This window comes from Mesorhizobium sp. RCAM 05104, from assembly GCF_059683645.1.
Genome location: NZ_CM185033.1, coordinates 5,476,565 through 5,496,629, shown reverse-complemented (window position 1 = coordinate 5,496,629; position 20,065 = coordinate 5,476,565). Strand labels below are relative to the sequence as shown.

General features: G+C 65.3%; 18 protein-coding genes. 10 read left to right on the top strand and 8 right to left on the bottom strand.

Translation table 11 applies throughout. The features are described 5' to 3' along the window. Positions 1–76 precede the first annotated feature (76 nt). Positions 77–2,143, top strand: a complete 2,067-nt coding sequence (locus AC56QP_RS26915; RefSeq protein WP_489862723.1) for a hypothetical protein — start codon at positions 77–79, stop codon at positions 2,141–2,143. A gap of 190 nt (positions 2,144–2,333) precedes the next feature. Here AC56QP_RS26915 and AC56QP_RS26910 read toward each other — a convergent pair whose 3' ends face one another. Continuing rightward, on the bottom strand, positions 2,334–2,522 hold the full coding sequence (locus tag AC56QP_RS26910) for a hypothetical protein (RefSeq protein ID WP_140774647.1): 189 nt from the start codon (positions 2,520–2,522) through the stop codon (positions 2,334–2,336). A gap of 100 nt (positions 2,523–2,622) precedes the next feature. After that, complete coding sequence (gene mntR, locus AC56QP_RS26905; RefSeq protein WP_489862724.1) at positions 2,623–3,078, bottom strand: manganese-binding transcriptional regulator MntR; 456 nt, start codon at positions 3,076–3,078, stop codon at positions 2,623–2,625. Positions 3,079–3,311: 233 nt separating this feature from the next. On the opposite strand from mntR, the gene AC56QP_RS26900 reads away from it, so the two are divergent. The 3 genes from AC56QP_RS26900 to AC56QP_RS26890 all read left to right on the top strand — a co-directional run bounded on the left by AC56QP_RS26900 (position 3,312) and on the right by AC56QP_RS26890 (position 6,367). Next, positions 3,312–4,670 (top strand): Nramp family divalent metal transporter, encoded by a 1,359-nt coding sequence (locus AC56QP_RS26900; protein WP_489862725.1) that lies wholly within the window; start codon positions 3,312–3,314, stop codon positions 4,668–4,670. A gap of 83 nt (positions 4,671–4,753) precedes the next feature. Beyond that, positions 4,754–5,596, top strand: a complete 843-nt coding sequence (locus AC56QP_RS26895; RefSeq protein WP_489862726.1) for a protein-L-isoaspartate O-methyltransferase family protein — start codon at positions 4,754–4,756, stop codon at positions 5,594–5,596. Positions 5,597–5,716: 120 nt separating this feature from the next. Continuing rightward, positions 5,717–6,367 carry a dihydrofolate reductase family protein gene (locus AC56QP_RS26890; protein WP_489862727.1) on the top strand — a complete coding sequence of 217 codons (651 nt, stop codon included), beginning with the start codon at positions 5,717–5,719 and terminating at the stop codon, positions 6,365–6,367. A gap of 239 nt (positions 6,368–6,606) precedes the next feature. Here the strand turns inward: AC56QP_RS26890 and AC56QP_RS26885 are convergent, their stop codons facing one another. After that, positions 6,607–7,476, bottom strand: coding sequence for a LysR family transcriptional regulator (locus tag AC56QP_RS26885; protein WP_489862728.1), 870 nt, complete (start codon positions 7,474–7,476; stop codon positions 6,607–6,609). A gap of 97 nt (positions 7,477–7,573) precedes the next feature. Between AC56QP_RS26885 and AC56QP_RS26880 the strand changes: the two genes are divergently transcribed. Continuing rightward, on the top strand, positions 7,574–8,173 hold the full coding sequence (locus tag AC56QP_RS26880; RefSeq protein WP_489862729.1) for a LysE family translocator: 600 nt from the start codon (positions 7,574–7,576) through the stop codon (positions 8,171–8,173). A gap of 310 nt (positions 8,174–8,483) precedes the next feature. Here the strand turns inward: AC56QP_RS26880 and AC56QP_RS26875 are convergent, their stop codons facing one another. Next, positions 8,484–9,278: an SDR family NAD(P)-dependent oxidoreductase gene (locus tag AC56QP_RS26875; protein WP_489862730.1), complete on the bottom strand. Its 795-nt coding sequence runs from the start codon at positions 9,276–9,278 to the stop codon at positions 8,484–8,486. A 206-nt stretch (positions 9,279–9,484) separates the two neighbouring features. Here AC56QP_RS26875 and AC56QP_RS26870 point away from each other — a divergent pair, with 206 nt between their 5' ends. After that, complete coding sequence (locus AC56QP_RS26870; RefSeq protein ID WP_489862731.1) at positions 9,485–9,940, top strand: MarR family winged helix-turn-helix transcriptional regulator; 456 nt, start codon at positions 9,485–9,487, stop codon at positions 9,938–9,940. A gap of 24 nt (positions 9,941–9,964) precedes the next feature. Here the strand turns inward: AC56QP_RS26870 and AC56QP_RS26865 are convergent, their stop codons facing one another. After that, on the bottom strand, positions 9,965–11,143 hold the full coding sequence (locus AC56QP_RS26865; protein WP_489862732.1) for an MFS transporter: 1,179 nt from the start codon (positions 11,141–11,143) through the stop codon (positions 9,965–9,967). 194 nt (positions 11,144–11,337) lie between these two features. Between AC56QP_RS26865 and AC56QP_RS26860 the strand changes: the two genes are divergently transcribed. From AC56QP_RS26860 to carB, 4 genes are all read left to right on the top strand, one after another. Beyond that, positions 11,338–11,694, top strand: a complete 357-nt coding sequence (locus AC56QP_RS26860; protein WP_091579340.1) for an ArsR/SmtB family transcription factor — start codon at positions 11,338–11,340, stop codon at positions 11,692–11,694. Positions 11,695–11,947: 253 nt separating this feature from the next. Continuing rightward, the gene (locus tag AC56QP_RS26855) at positions 11,948–12,706 is read left to right on the top strand and encodes a metallophosphoesterase family protein (RefSeq protein ID WP_489862733.1); all 759 of its coding nucleotides are present in this window, start codon (positions 11,948–11,950) and stop codon (positions 12,704–12,706) included. A gap of 204 nt (positions 12,707–12,910) precedes the next feature. Beyond that, positions 12,911–13,801 (top strand): SH3 domain-containing protein, encoded by an 891-nt coding sequence (locus AC56QP_RS26850; protein ID WP_489862734.1) that lies wholly within the window; start codon positions 12,911–12,913, stop codon positions 13,799–13,801. A gap of 241 nt (positions 13,802–14,042) precedes the next feature. Then, positions 14,043–17,546, top strand: coding sequence for a carbamoyl-phosphate synthase large subunit (gene carB, locus AC56QP_RS26845; RefSeq protein WP_489862735.1), 3,504 nt, complete (start codon positions 14,043–14,045; stop codon positions 17,544–17,546). Positions 17,547–17,639: 93 nt separating this feature from the next. Here the strand turns inward: carB and AC56QP_RS26840 are convergent, their stop codons facing one another. From AC56QP_RS26840 to AC56QP_RS26830, 3 genes are all read right to left on the bottom strand, one after another. Next, positions 17,640–18,815: an FAD-dependent monooxygenase gene (locus AC56QP_RS26840; RefSeq protein WP_489862736.1), complete on the bottom strand. Its 1,176-nt coding sequence runs from the start codon at positions 18,813–18,815 to the stop codon at positions 17,640–17,642. A gap of 182 nt (positions 18,816–18,997) precedes the next feature. Continuing rightward, a complete protein-coding gene (locus AC56QP_RS26835; RefSeq protein ID WP_489862737.1) occupies positions 18,998–19,390 on the bottom strand; it encodes a RidA family protein in 393 nt (130 codons plus the stop codon). 269 nt (positions 19,391–19,659) lie between these two features. After that, on the bottom strand, positions 19,660–20,052 hold the full coding sequence (locus AC56QP_RS26830; RefSeq protein WP_489862738.1) for a RidA family protein: 393 nt from the start codon (positions 20,050–20,052) through the stop codon (positions 19,660–19,662). Positions 20,053–20,065: the final 13 nt, after the last annotated feature.

The window sequence follows — 20,065 nt, the reverse complement described above, 5'->3', positions numbered from 1 at the left end:
GGCATGCGCGCTTCACCGCTCTGGCCGAGCCCGGGGAAGGCCTGTAGCATCGCCCGCGAACGGAGGGACAGGGCGCTTGCGAACGATCGGCTGGATGATGTTCTTGCTGGCATTGAGCTGCCTGGGCCCGCGGGCCGCCGACGCGGTGACGCTCGATTCCAGCGTTGCCGTCACCGATCCCGCCACCTTGCAGGCGCTGGAGCGCGGCGGCCTGTCGATCAGCCGCCTGCTCGGACCCGCCCTCGGCCTCACCCGCGAGGTCGACAATCGCGGCCTGTTTTCGGTGCCGGCGCTGGCCACGGTGCGCGACACCGTCAAGCAACAGATCGGCGACGAGCCGAAGAACAGCCCCGACCCCTATGTCGCTGATATGGCGAAGTCGAACGACAACAGCCAGAAATTCAATCCGAAATACATCGATGACGACGGCTCGACGCTGGACCTGACCGGCGTCGTCAACCGCATGGATCGCGGCTATCTCGGCCATACCGAATGCGGCGAGATCCGGCTGATCTACCGCTTCCATTATTCGGTCGCGGAGAAGGCAGCCAAGGGAAAGGGGACGCAGCGCATCTCCTCGCGCCTGCCGCTGACCATGAGTCTCGTCTTCAACGCCAAGCCGAGACAGGCGCAGGCCCGCGCCTCGAAGGACCTGCCAAGCGCTACCGACGTATCCTGCGCCGACATAGCCAAGCGCTGGCTGACCGCCGGTCAAAAGGACCTGCCGCCCGAACAGCTTGCCGCCTGGCTGCGCTCCGACGAAGGGCCGCTGTCCGGTGCCATGCTGAACGCGGCGCAGATCATGCGGCTCGAACTCAACATGCAGGTGCTGCGCCTGTCGGCTTCGACACGGCGCGATTTCGGCGGCCACGCCGAGTACCTGCTGAAGATCTTCAAATGGGATCCGGTCACTTCGAGCTTCCATGAATCGAGGATGGAGAACCAGATCGACCGGGCAACCGTGCTGGCCGACAAGCCGGCCTTTGCCAAATGGCTGCTCACCGACCGCAATATCTATGACCTCGACCATGGCCGGCTGGTCATCGACGAAAAATTCCTGGCAAAAAGCGCCGTCTCGGTCGCGCCCGGCGGACTGAGCCGGTCGCAGAACAACATCGCCTACGGGCTGGTCGACGATGCCGATATCGACAAGGCGATGAGAGACTATGTCGCCAGAGGCAACACGCTCTCGACCATCAAGTCGGTGGCCGGCTTCGATTTGCGGCTCAACGAGATGAGTTGCACCGGCTGCCATCAGACGCATGGCATTGCCGGCTTCCACTATACCGGCGCCGATCCCGCCAGCGAGCCGCGCCGCAATGCCGTCTTCGTGCCGGGCTCGGCCGTCTTCTTCGCCGACCTGCCGCGCCGCCGCGCCATCGTCGAGCAGTTCGCCGCCGGCGGGCATCCGGATTTCAGCAAAGGCTTCGCCGCGCGCCCTGACCAGAAATACGCCGAGGCGCTGAAAGGCACCGACCTCTACAATGGCTGGGGCTCGATCTGCTATCGCGGCGAGGATTTGAGCTTCAAGGACTGGACCTGCGGCGCCGGACTGCGCTGCGCCGGCGTGCACGAGAGCGCCATCCATCCGGGCTTCGGCACCTGCGTCAGCGAAGCCGGCACGGCGGTCGGCGATCCGGTCGAGTTCGGCGAGATCAGGATGTCTAGCTGGGGCAACGACAAATATTGCCGCCTGTCGCCGGCCACCGCCAAGGACTGCGCCATCGATCCGGCGCGCGACAAGAAGCCGGTGGTGAAGCTTGCCGGTTACGGTGCCGCGCGCCAGCGCTACGATAATCCGCAACAGAAGACCGGCGGCTTTCCCGGCGGCATGCTGCGCAAGGCAAGCTGCGACAAGCTTCCCGACGAAGCGACGTGTGGCCGACTCGCCAAGACCGGCTTCAACGACTGCGTCGCGTCGGGCAAGGACCACAAATATTGCACCAGGGAATTCACCAAGACCGCCGGCCTGCGCGCCTGCGACAAGGCGCATCCCTGCCGCGAGGACTATATCTGCACTGCAGGCTACGACGACCTGCCGCAAGCGAAACCGGGCGAAGGCACCTGCATCCCGCCCTATTTCATCTTCCAGTTCCGCGTCGACGGCCACCCCAGAAGCTGGGTGCAGGATGTCAGGGACTGAGAGAACGGTTTGCCGCAGACAAATTGAAAGGTCCAGTGGACCTTTCAAAGGGCTCGAACGCCCGTAGCCATAGCGAAGGGCCAAGCGCCCGACAGCCATGATCTGCTGGTGTCATCGTCGATCAAAGGCACAGTGACGACCCCCAAGCAGGCGGCTTTTTGTGCAGCCTCCAGCTCGTTGAAAAGATCGCTCAGCCCTTTTGCTTGGCGCCGGCGCTCTTGCCGTCGGAGCTTTTCGAGCGTTCCTCGAAACGCGCGGCGCCCTTCTTCAACGGATGGCCGGTTTCGGCCTCGGTCTTGCGTTCGTCCTTCGCCGCCGCCTGTTTCAGTCCCTTGGCAGCTTGCTTGCCCTTCGCGGTCGGTGCCTGTTCAACGCCCATTGCTTCCTCCATTGCCGCGCGACAATCGCGCGATATCAGGAGCAACGTGCATAACATCGGGCGGTTCCGGCAGCCTCTCTTCCGAAAATGGTTGAGCGCCTTAGCGCGTCGTCGTCATCGCCTTGCGAAACGCTTCCAGCGTCTCGGCGCTGACATGGTGCTCGATACCTTCGGCATCGATGCGCGCGGTCTCGGCGCTGACGCCGAGCGAACGCAGGAAGGCCTCAACCGTCTGATGGCGGATGCGGCTCTCCTCGGCGACCTTGCGGCCGGCATTGGTCAGGAACACGCCGCGATAGGGTTTTCTCGACACCAGTCCTTCGGCGCACAGGCGCGTCAGCATCTTGGCCACCGTCGGCTGGGCGACGCCGAGCCGGGCAGCGATATCGACCTGGCGCGCCTCGTTGCCGTCCTCGATCAGGTCGGCGATCAGCTCGACATAGTCCTCGACCAGCGCGCTGCGACGCGCTTCGCGCGTATGCCGGAATCCTTCCGAATGAACGTCGGCGTCAGGCAGCGGCTTTTCGCGCGGGACCGGTCTGTTCTTCAGCGCCAATGCGCGCTCCTCCTGGGGCTTGGCCCTCCGTGCATTTATAGCACGGGCTCTGATTCTTCAGGCCGTTTATTTGCATTCCGTCGCAGGCGCAACCGACGTTTCCGATTGCCCCTTTCGCACATCGACCGGCGCCCGCTAAAAAGCACCGACAATGAAATATAGCATATTGCATAATGTTGAGCCATGGCATAGCTTACGGCAGTATCGACCAGTCTCGCGGAAAGCGCCCTTTCATGTCCGAAGCCGAAGCCTCCCGATCCGCATGGCAGTTTGCCAGGCCCGAGGACGACGACCAACCCAGCCTGCGCGAGGTCAATTCCTCCATCGCCGTGCCGAGTTCGGGCGTCTGGTTCCGCCGCCTGTTCGCCTTCATGGGGCCGGGCTACATGGTCTCGGTCGGCTATATGGATCCGGGCAACTGGGCGACCGACCTCGCCGGCGGTGCCCAGTTTGGCTACACGCTGCTGTTCGTCATCATGCTGTCCAACCTGATGGCGATCCTGTTGCAGGCGCTGGCGGCGCGGCTTGGCATCGCCACCGGCCGCGACCTCGCCCAGGCCTGCCGCGCCTATTATCCCCGCCCCGTCAATTTCGTGCTGTGGATCGCCTGCGAACTGGCCATCATCGCCTGCGACCTGGCCGAGGTCATCGGCACCGCGATCGCACTGCAGCTTCTGTTCGGCATTCCCTTGGTTGGCGGCGCCATGCTGACGGCACTCGATGCCTTCCTGGTGCTGCTCCTGATGAACAAGGGGTTTCGTTACCTCGAAGCCTTCGTCATCGCGCTTTTGATCATCATCTTCAGCTGCTTCGCCATCCAGATCTTTTTCGCCGCGCCGCCGGCCGGCTCGATCCTGCATGCCATGTTCGTGCCGTCATCCGAGATCGTCACCAACCCGGCCATGCTCTACATCGCCATCGGCATCATTGGCGCCACCGTCATGCCGCACAATCTCTATTTGCACTCCTCGATCGTGCAGACCCGCGCCTATGAACGCACCGACAAGGGCAAGCGCGACGCCATCAAATGGGCAACGACGGACTCGACCATCGCCCTGATGCTGGCCCTGTTCGTCAACGCCTCGATCCTGATCGTCTCCGCGGTCGCCTTCCACGGCACCGGCCACCAGGATGTCGCCGAGATCGGCCAGGCCTTCGAGCTGCTGTCGCCGCTGCTTGGCCTCGGCGTCGCCTCGATCCTGTTCGCCGTGGCGCTGCTCGCCTCCGGGCTGAATTCGACGGTGACGGCGACACTGGCCGGCCAGATCGTCATGGAAGGCTTCCTGCGCCTGCGCATCCCCAACTGGGCGCGCAGGCTTCTGACACGCGGCATCGCCATCGTCCCGGTTGTGGTGGTCACCGCGCTCTATGGCGAAAAGGGAACCGGCCAGTTGCTGGTGTTCAGCCAGGTCATCCTGTCGATGCAGCTGCCCTTCGCGGTCATCCCGCTGGTGCAGTTCGTGTCCGACAGGAAGAAGATGGGCAACCTCGCCATTCCGCGCGGCGTTGCCGCACTCGCCTGGGTGGTCGCGGCCATCATCCTGGTACTCAACTTCAAGCTGCTCTACGACACGATGTTCGGGGTCGGCTGAGTCCGGTCTCGCCGGGAAACCGACGCCCCGCCACCAAGCGATCTCGCGACAAACCGGCAATCCGCACTATCATCCTGCGCACCATGAGCAAGATCGAAGATGTCAGGAAATTCTATGCCCGGCTGATGGCGGCCAATGCGGCCTCGCCCGACCCGCGCCTGGAAGCGGTTTTCGCCAGCGTGCCGCGTGAAGCGTTTCTCGGTCCCGGGCCGTGGACGGTCATCGCCGGCGGCGGCAAGATCATCACGCCGAGCGCCGATCCGGCTCACATCTACCAGAACGTGCTGGTGGCGCTGGACGCCGACAAGGGCATCAACAATGGCGAGCCGTTCCTGCATGCCATGTGGATCGGCAAACTTGCGCCAAAACCCGGCGAGGCCGTCTCTCATGTCGGCGCCGGTACCGGCTACTACACCGCCTTGCTGGCCAGGCTGGTTTCGCCAGGCGGAACCGTCACCGCTTTCGAGCTGGACGACAGACTGGCAGAGATGGCGCGCAAAAACCTCGAGACCTATGGCAATGCGACGGTCGTCCATGGCGATGCCGTCACGACACCGCTGCCGCCATCCAACATCGTCTATGTCAACGCCGGCGTCGTCGCCCCGCCGGCCGGATGGCTGAGGGCCTTGCGCCCCGGCGGCCGCATGATCTTTCCCTGGCGTCCGGCCGAGCGCGTCCCTCTGGCGGTGCTGGTGACCCGCACCGAAAAGGGCTTCGCCTGCGATCCCTTCATGCGCTCGTGGTTCATTCCATGCTTCGGTGCCTCGGCAGCAAGCCTCGCGGCGAAAATCCCGACGCGCGACCAGGCCGCGCGCAGCCGCTCTATCTGGCTGACGCGGGACAAGACGCCGGACCGCACCGCGACAGCGATCTTCGGCGACGTCTGGTTCTCATCGCGCAGCCTCGACGCCAAGTCTCACGGTTGAACCACCGATGGCGGCTTTGCCAAAAATCCGCATGGCGTTGTCGGACCGGTCAGCGGTCGCCCGTCCTTGGGCTGAAGTCCGGCCACGACGGCGTGGATTGAAGAAAACGGGAGCATCGGAATGAGAAAGATCATCGCCGCGACATTCGTCAGCCTCGACGGCGTCATGCAGGCGCCGGGCGGTCCGGAAGAGGACCCTGTCGGCGGCTTCAAATTCGGCGGCTGGACCTTCCACTACTTCGACGAGGTGGGAGGCGCCGCAATGGAGGAACTCTTCTCCAAACCCTTCGCCCTGCTGCTCGGCCGCAGGACCTATGACATCTTCGCCGCGTACTGGCCGTATCAGAAAGATCCGATCGCGGATGCCTTCAACCCGGCGACCAAATATGTGGCGACGCATCGGCCTGACACCCTGACCTGGCAGAACACGCAATCCCTTGGGCCGGATATCGTCGCGACGGTGCGCCGCCTCAAGCAGGAGGATGGACCTGACCTGCTCATCCAGGGATCGGGCAGTCTGATCCAGACCCTGCTCGCCAACGGGCTGATCGACGAGATCCGGCTGATGATCTTCCCGTTGTTGCTGGGCAAGGGCAAGCGGCTGTTCGGCGATGCCGCGATGCCGGCCGCCTTCAAGCTTGTCAAGTCGCAGACTTCCAGCACCGGCGTCATCATGGCGACCTACGAGCGCGCGGGCGAGATCAAGACCGGGTCGTTTGCGCAGGAGACGCCGTCCGACGCCGAGCTCGAGCGGCGGAAGAACTGGAAGTAGCGGGACGGCCTTGGCACCTTTCCTCTCCCTCCGGAGGGGGAGAGGTGGCGCTGCGAAGCAGCGACGGAGTGGGGGAAGCCATTCGCCAACGCACCGCCGTAAGACAGGCTGACCCAGACGGGCAAGAAGACTCAGGCCAGCGGTAATCAGGCGGAAAAGATCGACCCCCACTCCGTCGAGCTTCGCTCGACACCTCTCCCCCGATCGACGGGGGAGAGGAACCCAGGGTCTGCTTGGTCTCAAGCTGCCTGTGGTCGCCGCGCCAGCCCTTCCCGTATATGCCGCGCGAATTCCTGCGCCGCCGGTCCAATGCCATGCTTCGGCAGGTGCAAATTGATGGCAAAATTCGGCAGCGGTGGCAGCCCGGAGTCGAGAGGCAAAATGTCGAGATCGGCCGGCACGGTGGAGGCGAGCCAGGTGGTGACGGCGAGGTCAGAGCGGACCGTTGCGGTCGTCGCGTCGATGTTGCCGTTCTCGAACACGGTGCGCCATTCCAGCCCATGCTCGCCGAGCGCCGACAGCACAGCTGGTCGGAAGGCACAGGTGTCGGCGACGATCGATACCGGCAGCGGCCGCTTGGCGCGGGCAACGCCGCCCTTGGCGCCGACCCAGACCAGCCGGTCGATGGCCAGGCACTCGCCGGCTGACGGGCCAACACGTTCCTCGATCACCGCAAGGTCGATGGTTCCGGCCGCAAGTGCCGCCACAAGCTCCGGCGACGAGGCGCAGACCAGCGATATCTCGACCTGCGGATAGGTCTCGGCATAGGCCTTCAGCACCGGCGCCAGCAAGGTGCCGACAAGATCGTAAGGCACGCCGAGCCGCACCTGGCCGGCCACCTGGGTGCCCGCCATCTCGGCCCAGATCTCATCATTGAGGCCAAGCAGGCGCTTGCCCTTGCCGAACAGCCGTTCGCCGGCGCGCGTCAGCCGCAAGCCGCGCCGGTCGCGCTCGAACAGGCTCGAGCCGAGCGCCTCCTCCAGCCGCTTGACCTGCTGGCTGACGGCGCCTTGCGTCAGATGCAGCGCGTTGGCGGCCGCCGTCATGCTGGCCTTGTCGGCGACGGTCACGAAGGTGCGGATCAGTGCCATGTCGAGGTTTCGGGTCATGTTGGCATTATGACTTCTAATGCCAACCATGGCAAACATTGCATTTACTGAAGTTGATGCGCAGCTACGATAGCAGGCCTCTAACAGAGGAAGCCGCATGTTCGAGCCCATCATCCCCCTCGTCCTGTTTGCCATCGTCGCAACCACCACGCCCGGTATCGCGACGACATTGTCGACGGCATCCGGCGCGCGGTTCGGCTTTCGCCGTTCCGTTCCCTTGCTGGTCGGCAGCGCCGCCGGCCTCGCCACCGTGACGGGCGCCGCCGCCGCCGGTCTCGCCGGCCTGCTGCTTGCCGTGCCCTCGCTGCAACTGGCGATGAAGATCGCCGGCTCGCTCTATCTCATCTGGCTGGCGATCAGGATCGGCCGCAGCGGCCCGCCCAATCTGGACGTGACCATGGCCAGACCGAACAGCTTTCTCGGCGGCGCCGGCATTCAGTGGATGAACCCCAAGGGCTGGGCGATGGGGCTGGGGGCGGCGGCCTCGTTCGCGGCGCTCGCCAGCGGCCCGCTGCAGCTTGCGCTTTTGCTCGGCGCCACCTTCGGTCTCGCCGCCGCCGCATCACTGTCGCTGTGGTGCGTGGCCGGCATGCTGCTTGCCCGCCTGCTCAAAACCGAGTGGCAATGGCGCGCGCTCAACATCGTTTTGGCGCTGGTGCTGGCTGCCTCGATCATCCCGATGTGGCGGACACATTAAAAGCGTCGGCCTTGCAGAACCTGGGTTTTTGCCCCCGCCATAGCGCTTATGCCGCGTTGGTCGACCCCCCACTCCGTCTCGGCTTCGCCGAGCCACCTCTCCCCCGATCGAGGGGGTAGAGGAAAGGCGCCAGGCTTTTTGCCGTCAACGCTCGTCAAGCAAAGCTACCTTCCTTTCCCTCCGGAGGGGGAAGGGTGGCGCTGCGAAGCAGCGACGGATTGGGGGAACCACGTGGCAATCAAGCCTCGGGCCGATCAGTCACGCAAGATGTGCGAATAACGTAGCACCGGAGCGGGGGGCAGAGATGGCCTCAAGCCGTGTAGCGCGCTGCCGGCTTGTTGGCGTGCAGGCTGCCGAAAAAGCCCTGCCTGGCGCCAAGGAAGGCATCCAGCTTGGCCGCATCGGCGAGCCCCGGCGCAGTCACGGCTTCGCCCCTGGCCAGGCCGACAAGGGCGGCGTCGACCAGATCGTCGGCGCTCATGACGATCTCCTGCGGAACGTTGTTGATGTCGCTTCCGGCGGCTTCCCAGAAATCGGTCCGGGTGGCCCCCGGCAGCACGACCTGCACCGTCACCTCGGTTCCCGCGACTTCGCGCTGCAGGGCCTCGGTGAAGTTGACGACATAGGCCTTGGTGCCGCTGTAGATGCCGCCGAACGAGGTGTCGAAGGCGAGCACCGAGGCGATGTTGACGATGGCGCCGCGATTGCGTGCGATCAGGCCGGGCAGCACGGCACGGGTCAGCCGCGTCAAGGCGATGACATTGACCTTGATCATGCGCTCGGCCACATCGGCGTCCGCCGTCGCGACCACTTGCGCACCGCCCAGGCCCGCATTGTTGACCAGCAGCGTCACGCTGTCGTCGGCGGCGATTGCCTGCTCGACGCGGCGGACGTCATTGTCGTCGGCGAGATCGGCGCTGATCACGCCGACCTTGTGGCCGTATGCATAGCGCAGCTTCTCCGCCAGTTCCTCGAGCCGGTCGGCGCGCCGCGCCACCAGCACCAGATCATAGCCCTGCCCCGCCAGCCGGTCCGCATAGACCGCGCCGATGCCCGACGAGGCTCCGGTGACGACCGCCGTGCCCTTGTTTTCCTGTCCACTCATTGTCCTGTTCCTTCTTCGATTGATTTGCCTGGCTGCCGGCACCGTTGGCAATCGCCCTCGCCTTGCCGGCAGAGTGCTCTGATTTCATTTGGTGGCATATACCACTAATAACGAAGTAGGCATATGCCACTATCTTGTCAATGATCGCATCGGAGATTATTTGTGGGCTGCGATCGACATCACGTCGCCGTCGCCAAGGACCCATTATGCCGAAAGACGCCCTGCCCGGACTGACCCTCTGCAACAACGCCATGCTGCGGCGCGCGGCACGCAAACTCGGCCAGTTCTATGATGATGTGCTGGCGCCGTCGGGGCTGAAGGCCACGCAGCAGGGGCTGCTCTACCAGATCCATATCGGCGACGAGCCGGCCATGGGCGCCATTGCCGCTGCCCTGGTCATGGACCTGTCGGCGCTTGGCCACACGCTGAAGCCGCTGATCCGGGACGGCTATGTCGAGACCTTCGCCGACCCCGGCGACCGCCGCATCAAGCGGGTGCGGCTGACGCCTCGGGGCCTGGTCAAGCTCGATGAGGCGATGAAGCTCTGGCACGTCGCCCAGCAGCGTTTCGAGGATGTGGTCGGCAAGGATCAGGCGGCAAGCCTGCGCGCGGCGCTGGACGGCATCGCCACGCTGGATTTCGATCTGCCGCCGGCCGGCTGAGCCGACCGGCGTTAAACACAGACCCTATTCCGCCGGCATGGCGACAGGCCGAGCCGCCCACCGGCCGGCCAGCACGATGCCGAGCCCGACGATCGGGAAGGCCGCCGCCACCAGGCCGAGATCGGCCGGCGCGCCGTAGCGCAGCACGCCACCGCCAACCACGGCGCCCAGCGCCACGCCGAGATAGAGCGCCGAGCCGTTGAGCGACAGCACGATCGGGGCAGCGTCTGGGGCCAGCTTGATGATGCGGCTGGCCTGCGCCGGCGGGAATGCCCAGCCGACGATGCCCCACGGCACCATCATCGCCATCAGCGCTGGCCCGGCGATGTGCTGCGGCAGGAAGGTCGGGATGACCGAGAGCATCACCAGCATGGCGGCGCTCAGCGTCAGCGACCAGCCCACGGTGCGGGTCGCGCCGAAACGGTCAGCCGCTTGCCCTCCGGCAATGTTGCCGATGACGGCGCCGACGCCGAAGGCGAGCAGCATGCCGGGCAGCGCGATCTGGCTGAGCCCGCCGCCCTCGATGGCAAGCGGCGCGACATAGGCAAAGACGGTGAAGGCGCCGGTCAGCGCCAGCAATGTCGTCACGAGGATCGGCATCACGCCGGGACGCATGGCCGCGGCAAGCCGCCGCCTGAGCGGCAGCCTAGTGCCGACGATGCCGCGCGGCAGCCGGTACCACAGGATGGCGCCGGCGAGCGCGCCAAGCCCGGCGATGGCGTAGAACGTACCGCGCCAGCCGGCGATTGTCGCGACCAGCGCACCGAGCGGCGCCCCGACCGCGACGGCCACCGTGGTGCCGCCGACGACGACGGCGATGGCGCGGGCGCGGTGGTGGTCATCGACAAGCGCCACCGCCGTGCCCTGCGCGGTCGCCGCGAACAGGCCCGACGACAGCGCCATGATGATGCGCGCGATCAGCAGCAGTTCGAAGGAGGAGCTCAAGGCGGCGGCAATGTTGCCGAGCACGAAGAACACCAGCGTCCACAGGATGACGCGGCGCCGGTCCCATTCGCCGGTCAGCGTCGCCAGGATCGGCGTGCCAACCGCATAGGCGAGCGCGAAGGCGGTGATCAGCGTGCCGGCCAGCGGGATGGAAATGCCGGCATCCCGGGCGATGTCTGGCAGAAGGCTGGAGATGACGAAGCCTTCGGTCGAGATCGTGAACGATCCGAGCGCAAGCCAGAAGAGGCGCTTGTCCATGGCTGATATCCTTAGTTCAAAAGTTATTGAACAATTGGACATAACAGGGCATGTTGTCAATGAAGCCAGGGAAAATAGCTGAACTGTCCTGACAGCCCTGTGTCAGCATGGATCGCAAAACGGAGAAGCAGTGTGTGCGGCCACGGCGGGACTGACGCGTTGAAATCGGCCGGAACTGTGCTTAGGTTCCAGCCATGACCTTGCCTCACCCCAATACCGACCAGATCAGCCTGCCGATCGTGCTTGGCGTGCTCGGCGACCCGACGCGCCTGGCGATCGTGCGTTATCTCGCCAGCAAGGAAGGCGTGCCGTTGAACTGCAGCCAGTTCCTCGATCTCGGCTCGAAGACCAATCTGAGTTATCACCTCGCCAAATTGCGCGAGGCCGGCGTCACCCGCGCCGAAGTGGTCGGGACCAGCCGGATGATCACGCTACGCCGCGCCGACCTCGACGCCCGCTTCCCCGGCCTGCTCGACAGCGTCATCGCGGCGGCCGGAGACGACCCGGCGCTGCCGGCGGTCGGCGGCCACGACATCGAGATTTCTGCCTAACGGCATCGGAACCGCCAATCGTAGGAGCGGATTTCGCAGAACCTGGGTTCCTCGCCCCCACGAAGTGGGGAGAGGTGGCTCGGCGAAGCCGAGACGGAGAGGGGGACCTTGACGCCCCTCACCCCTTCAAAGAAGCTTCATTTTTCTTCAACGCACCGCGTGCGAAAGGCCCCCTCTCCGGCCGCTTCGCGGCCACCTCTCCCCCGCTTTGCGGCGGCGAGGAAACGGTGCCTCACCCCACGGAGCCCAGAAAATGCGCATCGCCGTCCTCGCCGATATCCACGGCAATGTCCTGGCGCTGGACGCCGTGCTTGAGGATCTCAAGCGGCGCGGCGGCGCCGAATTGACCGTCAATCTCGGCGACAGCGTTTCCGGCCCGCTGTGGCCGCGCGAGACGTTTGAGCGGCTGCAGGCGCTCAACCTGCCGACGGTGCGCGGCAACCACGACCGCCGCGTTGCCGCCGATCCGGCCGACGAGACCATGTGGGCGTCGGACGCCTATGCGCAGGAACGGCTGACGCAGGCGCAGCGCCAGGTGCTTTTCGCACAGCCCCTCACCTTGGAGATCGCGCCCGGTGTCATCGCCTTCCACGCCCGTCCCGACCATGACGAGAAGTATCTGGCCGACGCGGTCGTCGACGGCCAGTTGGTGCGCGCGCCGCTGGCGACGATCCGCCGGCGGCTGAAGACGCTCGACCCCGCCTGCCGCATCGCGCTGTGCGGCCACAGCCACCGCGCGGAGCTGATCCGCGTCCCCGATGGCCCCGTCATCTTCAATCCGGGCAGCATCGGTTGCCCCGCCTATGACGATGCGACGCCCCCGGCGCATGTTTCCGAGCAAGGCTCGCCGCATGCGCGCTACGGCATCGTCACATTGGGTGGCGCCGGCCAGCCCGACCGCTTCGATTCCATCGCTGTCGACTACGACCATGAAGCCGCGGCGCGCCAGGCCGAACAGGCGGGACGGCCGGAATGGGCGCACGCACTCAGGACGGGATTCATGCCAGGCTGAACGCTCTTGCGTTCATGCCGGGCTGAATGCCCTTGCATTCATGCCCACAGGCTGAGCGAAGCTCATGCCTCAGGCTGATCCGGTTCAGCCCCCTGAATTTTCGGGCTTACATGGCGGCGCGTCGTCCCTTATAAAATCGGCCGGGCATGTGGCGCGGTTCGACCCTGCCGCCGCATGGTGACTTGAGTATCAGCGCACGGCCACATGATGAGGCGCACAGTTACGCTCCGAACAACCCTGCTTGCGCTGATTGCCGCCCCGCTGCTGATGGCGGCGTGGCCCGCCATTGCCCCCGCGCAGGCCGAAGAAGCGCAGGACATCGTCATCTCCATCGTGACTGGCCTGGCGCCGAACGATCTCCTCAACGTCCGCGTCGCCGCTTCGGCGATCGCCAAGGTCCAGATGCGGCTGGACGCTGGCGCCAGCGTCACCAATCTCGGCTGCAACGACGTCAACGGCCACAAATGGTGCAAGATCGCGGCCACCGACAACCCGAAGCTGAGCGGATGGGCACCCGCGCGCTATCTGATCCCCCTCAATCCGGCTGCCTATGTCGAAGGCGCCACCGGGACAACGGAGGCCGACCCGGCAGCAAACGGGTCCGCCGCTGCTTCCAACCAGCCGGCGCCGGCACTGCCGCCAGACCTCTCGGCGCGGCTGGGTGGCGACGGGCAGGCCGCCTCTGAATCGCCAATGGAATCCGCCGCCATCACCGCCATGCAGGATGCCTACGGCCTGGCGCTGGCGGCGAATGAAACCCCGCCGACCGGAGAGATCCAGGACCCCGCGCCAGCCCAGCCGCAGGATGCCGCTGCTCCTGCCTCCGGAGCCGTGGAAATCCCCTGCGCGCGCTATGTCGGCCAGCCGATGACCGGCTGCCAAGCGAGCGTCACCCGCAATGGCAGCGACAAGGCCGACGTGACCGTCACCTGGCCCGATGGCGGCACGCGCGTCATCTCCTTCTCCGCCGGCCTGCCCGCCGGTTCGAACGCGGACGGCGATTTCCGCTTCACCCGCGAGGGCAGCCTGAACATGATCCGCGTCGGCGTGTCCGAACGCTTCGAGATCCCGGATGCGGTGGCGTTCGGAGACTAGGGATTAGGCAGTAGGCAATAGGCAGTAGGGGTGTACGTTCACGGCGCTTGAAAAGCCCTACTACCTACTGCCCAATCCCTACTGCCTAATCCCACTGCCTCCGCTCGCATTTTCGGGGTTACATCGGGCAAACTCTTCCCTATAAGGCCCTCCTAGCCTGATACCAGAATCGCGAGCACAACCGGCCGGGTCTTCCCGTCCCGGTTTTTTGTGCAAGCCGCCCGCCGAACGGACCTACGCCATGCCAAGACGCACCGACATCAAGTCGATCCTGATCATCGGGGCCGGCCCCATTGTCATCGGCCAGGCCTGCGAGTTCGACTATTCCGGCACCCAGGCCTGCAAGGCGCTGAAGGAAGAAGGCTTCCGCGTCATCCTGGTCAATTCCAACCCGGCCACCATCATGACCGACCCGGAACTGGCCGACGCCACCTATATCGAGCCGATCACGCCTGAAGTGGTGGCCAAGATCATCGCCAAGGAGCGGCCCGACGCGCTGCTGCCAACCATGGGCGGCCAGACCGCGCTCAACACCGCTTTGTCGCTGCGCCGCATGGGCGTGCTCGACCGCTACAATGTCGAGATGATCGGCGCCGACGCCACGGCCATCGACAAGGCCGAGGACCGTGCCTTGTTTCGCGAGGCCATGAAGAAGATCGGGCTCGAAACGCCGAAGTCGATGCTGGCCAACGCCACCGACGTCAAGAACGCCGACCGCAAGATGCACGAGGCCGAGCGCGCCGCCGTCAAGGCCGAGGCGCCTGCCGATCTCGATGCCGCGCTCGACGCGCTGGAAACCCGCTGGAACCTCGGCGAAGGCGACCGCAAGCAGCGCTACATCAGCCATGGCATGGCGATCGCCGCCCAGGCGCTCGACCATGTCGGCCTGCCCGCCATCATCCGCCCGTCCTTCACCATGGGCGGCACCGGCGGCGGCATCGCCTACAACCGCGCCGAATTCTACGACATCGTCCAGTCCGGCCTCGACGCTTCGCCGACCACCGAAGTGCTCATCGAGGAAAGCGTGCTCGGCTGGAAGGAGTACGAGATGGAGGTCGTGCGCGACAAGGCGGACAATTGCATCATCGTCTGCTCGATCGAGAACATCGACCCGATGGGCGTGCACACCGGCGACTCGATCACCGTCGCCCCGGCGCTGACGCTGACCGACAAGGAATACCAGATGATGCGCAACGCCTCGATCGCGGTGCTGCGCGAGATCGGCGTCGAGACCGGCGGCTCCAACGTGCAGTTCGCGGTCAACCCGGCCGATGGCCGCCTCGTCGTCATCGAGATGAACCCGCGCGTCTCGCGCTCGTCAGCACTTGCCTCCAAGGCGACCGGTTTCCCGATCGCCAAGATCGCCGCCAAGCTCGCCGTCGGCTACACGCTGGACGAGCTGGAGAACGACATCACCGGCGGCGCGACGCCCGCCTCGTTCGAGCCGAGCATCGATTACGTCGTCACCAAGATCCCGCGCTTTGCCTTCGAGAAATTCCCCGGCGCCGAGCCGGTGCTGACCACCGCCATGAAGTCGGTCGGCGAAGTCATGGCCATCGGCCGCACCTTCCAGGAATCGCTGCAGAAGGCCTTGCGTGGTCTCGAAACCGGCCTGACGGGTTTGGACGAGATCGAGATCCCCGGCATCGGCCACGGGGCCATGGCGGCCAACCATGCCGACGACCGCAACGCCATCCGCGCCGCCCTGGGCACGCCGACGCCCGACCGGCTGCGCATGGTGGCGCAGGCGATCCGCATGGGCACGTCGCTGGAAGACGTGCACGCCATGTGCAAGATCGACCCGTGGTTCCTCGAGCAGATCGCCGGCATCCTGGCCATGGAAGCGCGCATCCGCGAGCATGGCATTCCGCAGGATGCCGTCAATCTGCGCATGCTGAAGGCGATGGGCTTCTCCGATGCCCGCCTCGCGTCGCTGACGAAGACCGACGCCGAAGTGATTGCGAAGATTCGCGAAAAGCTCGACGTTCATCCGGTTTATAAGCGCATCGACACCTGCGCCGCCGAGTTCGCCTCGCCCACCGCCTACATGTACTCGACCTATGAAGTGCCCTTCGCCGGCGCCCTCGCCAACGAGGCGAAAGTGTCGTCGCGCAAGAAGGTCGTCATCCTCGGCGGCGGCCCCAATCGCATCGGCCAGGGCATCGAGTTCGACTATTGCTGCTGCCATGCCGCCTTCGCGCTGCGCGACGCCGGCTATGAAGCGATCATGATCAACTGCAACCCCGAGACTGTGTCGACCGACTACGACACTTCGGACCGTCTCTACTTCGAGCCGCTGACGGCGGAGGACGTGCTGGAGATCCTGCGCGCCGAACAGGCCTCTGGAGAGCTGGTCGGCGTCATCGTGCAGTTCGGCGGCCAGACGCCGCTGAAGCTCGCCGACGCGCTGGAGAAGGCCGGCATCCCGATCCTCGGCACCTCGCCCGACATGATCGATCTGGCCGAGGACCGCGACCGCTTCCAGAAGCTGCTGCACAAGCTCGGCCTGACCCAGCCGAAGAACGGCATCGCCTATTCGGTCGAGCAGGCCCGCCTCGTCGCCGGCGAGCTTGGCTTCCCCTTGGTGGTGCGCCCCTCCTATGTGCTGGGCGGCCGTGCCATGCAGATCATCCATGACGAGAGCATGCTGCAGTCCTACCTGCTCGACACCGTGCCCGGCCTGGTGCCGGAGGACATCAAGCAGAAATACCCCAACGACAAGACCGGCCAGATCAACACGCTGCTCGGCAAGAACCCGCTTTTGTTCGACACCTATCTGTCAGGCGCCATCGAGGTCGATGTCGACTGCCTCTGCGACGGCAAGTCGACCTTCGTTTCCGGCATTTTGGAACACATCGAGGAGGCCGGCATCCATTCGGGCGACAGTGCCTGCTCGCTGCCGGTGCACTCGCTGCCTTCGGAGCTGGTCGACGAGCTGGAACGCCAGACGGCGGCCCTTGCCCGCGCGCTCAATGTCGGCGGGTTGATGAACGTGCAATATGCGATCAAGGACGGCACGGTCTATGTGCTGGAGGTCAACCCGCGCGCGTCGCGCACCGTGCCCTTCGTCGCCAAGACCATCGGCCGTCCGATCGCGAAAATCGCCGCCCGCATCATGGCCGGCGAGACCCTGGAAGACGCCTTCGCCCATTACGGCGCCATGCCCGACCCGAGGAACCCCGGCCACATCGCGGTCAAGGAAGCGGTGTTCCCCTTCGCCCGCTTCCCCGGCGTCGACATATTGCTCGGGCCGGAAATGCGCTCGACCGGCGAGGTCATGGGCCTCGACCGCGATTTTGCCCTCGCCTTCGCCAAGAGCCAGCTGGGGGCGGGTGTCGATCTCCCCCGCTCCGGCACGCTGTTCGTCTCGGTGCGTGACGAGGACAAGAAGGGCATATTGCCGGCGGTCAAGCGCCTGGCCGGCCTCGGCTTCAAGGTGCTGGCCACCTCGGGCACGCAGCGCTTCCTCGCCGAAAACGACGTTGTCGCGGAAAAGATCAACAAGGTGCTGGAAGGCCGCCCCCACATCGAGGACGCCATCCGCAACCGCCAGGTGCAGATCGTCTTCAACACCACGGACGGCCAGAAGGCGGTGTCGGACTCCAAGTCGCTGCGCCGCGCGACCCTGATGCAGAAAGTGCCGTATTACACGACGCTGTCGGGCGCGGCGGCGGTGGCGGAAGCGATCGCGGCGCTGAAGGCGGGAAGCCTCGAGGTCAGGCCGCTGCAGGAGTATTTTGCCTAGAGCCTGTTCCATCCCGATGGAATCGGGATGGGGCTCTATCTCTTTGAGCATGATCTTTCCCGAAAACCGGATTCCACTTTTCGGGATCATGCTCTAAAGCGAAGCGGCGGCGGTCTCGGCTTCTGCATAAGCGTCGTAGTTCCAGACCCAGGCGCGTTCCTGCCGCTGGGCATCGAGCTTGCGGTCGCGGGCATGCAAGTCGCCGCTGGCTGCGTCATAGCGGGCACCGCTCACGCGCGACATGCGCTGAACGCCGGCGGTCCGCTCGCGCCGAAGCTGCTCGTAGATCAACAGCGCCTGGGGTGCCGACTTGCGGTCCGCGTGGCTCAGCACCGTCGCCAGGGCAACGGCGTCCTCGATGGCCTGATTGGCGCCTTGCCCGATGTGCGGCAGCATCGGGTGGGCCGCGTCACCCAGCAGGGTCAGGCGCCCGCGAGTCCAGTTTGCGAGCGGCTCGCGATCGAACAGGCCCCACCGAAACGTCGTTTTCACCTGGGCGATGATCGTCTCGACCATCGGGTCCCAGCCGGCGAACTCCCGGGCAAGCGCGGAGGGATCGCCGCGTGCCGACCATGACTCCTTCAACGGCTCATCGGTCGTGACAAAGCCGACATAGTTGACGAGCAGGCCGGCGCGCACCGGAAAGACGAGAAAATGCCTGCCTGCACCGAGCCAGTTGCGCATCGCTCCAGACGGCCACGAGACGCTCGCCGCCGGGATCACCCCGCGATAGGCGACCGATCCCGAATAGAGCGGGGCGGACGGGGCGACGACAAACTGCTGAAGGGTCGAATGGATGCCGTCGGCCGCGATCACGACGTCAGCCGTGGCACGCAGACCATTGGCGAAAGTGATGACGGCCTGCCCGTCATCCTGTTCGAAGCCGATGCATCTGTGGCCAGCCTTCACACGACCGGCAGGCAGCCGGTCGACGAACATTGCCAGCAAATCGGCGCGGTGCATGCCTTGGAACTCGATTTTGCCGGCAAGCTCGGGCGGCCACATCGCCGCGGCATAGGCTCCATCGGCGCGGCGAAACTGCGGGTCGATCCATCTCGCCCCCAAGCGGAGCAGCTCGTCGCCAAGGCCGAGGCGCCGAAGCATCCGCACACCGTTCGGCTGGATGGCGACGCCGGCGCCGACTTCGGCCAGGGCCGCCGCCTGCTCGTAGAGACGAACCTCCATGCCGCGTTGATGCAGGGCGAAAGCCGTGGCGGCGCCACCAATGCCGCCGCCAACGACCGCCACGCGTAGCGGGCTCGTGGTCATGGCTCCGGCTGCTCAAGCATTGTCGGTCCTTGGCCTGCACAGCGGCCGCCCTTGACTATGGGCGCCCTGACGCCGGCGCACAAGGCTGGCGAAATCAGCAAGGTGTTGGAAGGCCGCCCCCATAACGAGGACGCCATCCGCGACCACTAACGATGCTGAAATCAGGGGGCGAGAACCTACCCTCACGCCACCGCCACACACTCAATCTCGATATCGAACTCCATCGGCCACGACGCCACCGGCACAAAACTGCGCGCCGGCGGGTTCGTGGAAAAATACTTCGCATAGACCCGGTTGATGGCGTTGTAGAAGCCGGAATTGACGGCGTAGATGCGCACCATCACCACGTTGTCGAGCGAGGTGCCAACCGCTTCCAGGCAGTGTTTCAGTGCCTTCAACGACGCCTCGGTCTGCGTTTCGATGTCGCCGCGCACCATCTCGCCGGTCACCATGTCCACCGGCGGCGTCGCCGAGATGAACACGAAGCCGTTGGCCCTCACCGCCGTCGAGCACGGCAGGCCGAGTGCCCGCACCTTGGCCGACATGACCGGCACCTCGATGACTTCCTTCTTCATGGCAATCTCCCTTTGTTGGTCAGGCTGGCGCAAAGGCCCCCTCACCCAGCCTCCGCTTCGCTCGGCTGACCTCTCCCCGAGGGGAGAGGAGATTGCCAGCGCGGGCGCCAGTCTCTTCTCCCCAGCGGGGGTCCGACGGACGGGCGAGGCAAGTGACTCGCCCCGGCACAGGTGGCCGCGAAGCGGCCGGATGAGAGGTCTTTGCGACAGATTTTAGGGAGCTTATCCCGGCACTGGCGGAACGCCAGCGCCGACGCATGGTCCAGGGCTCAGGTCACCGCCACGCACTCGATCTCGATATCGAACTCCATCGGCCATGACGCCACCGGCACGAAGGTCCGTGACGGCGGATTTTCGGGAAAATGCCTGGCATAGACGCGGTTGATGGCGTTGTAGAATCCGGAATTGACGGCGTAGATGCGCACCATCACCACGTTTTCCAGCGAGGTATCGGCCGCTTCCAGGCAGTGTTTCAGCGCCGTCAGCGACGCCTCGGTCTGCGTTTCGATGTCGCCCTTGACCAGCCTGCCGGTGAAGATATCGAGCGGCGGCGTACCGGACACGAAGACCAGCCCCGCGGCCCTGGTCACCAGCGACAGCGGCACGCCCAGCGCGCGCACGGCTGCCGACAGCACCGGCACTTCGATGACTTCCTTCTTCATGGCACTCTCCCTC

Excerpts from the sequence above, each read along its gene's own strand:
- AC56QP_RS26865 (WP_489862732.1), bottom strand. The coding sequence starts at position 11,143 with ATGGACAAGCGCCTCTTCTGGCTTGCGCTCGGATCGTTCACGATCTCG.
- AC56QP_RS26885 (WP_489862728.1), bottom strand. The coding sequence starts at position 7,476 with ATGACCCGAAACCTCGACATGGCACTGATCCGCACCTTCGTGACCGTC.
- AC56QP_RS26875 (WP_489862730.1), bottom strand. The coding sequence starts at position 9,278 with ATGAGTGGACAGGAAAACAAGGGCACGGCGGTCGTCACCGGAGCCTCG.
- AC56QP_RS26860 (WP_091579340.1), top strand. The coding sequence starts at position 11,338 with ATGACCTTGCCTCACCCCAATACCGACCAGATCAGCCTGCCGATCGTG.
- AC56QP_RS26880 (WP_489862729.1), top strand. The coding sequence starts at position 7,574 with ATGTTCGAGCCCATCATCCCCCTCGTCCTGTTTGCCATCGTCGCAACC.
- AC56QP_RS26910 (WP_140774647.1), bottom strand. The coding sequence starts at position 2,522 with ATGGGCGTTGAACAGGCACCGACCGCGAAGGGCAAGCAAGCTGCCAAG.
- AC56QP_RS26895 (WP_489862726.1), top strand. The coding sequence starts at position 4,754 with ATGAGCAAGATCGAAGATGTCAGGAAATTCTATGCCCGGCTGATGGCG.
- AC56QP_RS26850 (WP_489862734.1), top strand. The coding sequence starts at position 12,911 with ATGATGAGGCGCACAGTTACGCTCCGAACAACCCTGCTTGCGCTGATT.
- AC56QP_RS26855 (WP_489862733.1), top strand. The coding sequence starts at position 11,948 with ATGCGCATCGCCGTCCTCGCCGATATCCACGGCAATGTCCTGGCGCTG.
- AC56QP_RS26840 (WP_489862736.1), bottom strand. The coding sequence starts at position 18,815 with ATGACCACGAGCCCGCTACGCGTGGCGGTCGTTGGCGGCGGCATTGGT.
- AC56QP_RS26870 (WP_489862731.1), top strand. The coding sequence starts at position 9,485 with ATGCCGAAAGACGCCCTGCCCGGACTGACCCTCTGCAACAACGCCATG.
- AC56QP_RS26900 (WP_489862725.1), top strand. The coding sequence starts at position 3,312 with ATGTCCGAAGCCGAAGCCTCCCGATCCGCATGGCAGTTTGCCAGGCCC.
- carB (WP_489862735.1), top strand. The coding sequence starts at position 14,043 with ATGCCAAGACGCACCGACATCAAGTCGATCCTGATCATCGGGGCCGGC.
- AC56QP_RS26835 (WP_489862737.1), bottom strand. The coding sequence starts at position 19,390 with ATGAAGAAGGAAGTCATCGAGGTGCCGGTCATGTCGGCCAAGGTGCGG.
- AC56QP_RS26890 (WP_489862727.1), top strand. The coding sequence starts at position 5,717 with ATGAGAAAGATCATCGCCGCGACATTCGTCAGCCTCGACGGCGTCATG.
- AC56QP_RS26830 (WP_489862738.1), bottom strand. The coding sequence starts at position 20,052 with ATGAAGAAGGAAGTCATCGAAGTGCCGGTGCTGTCGGCAGCCGTGCGC.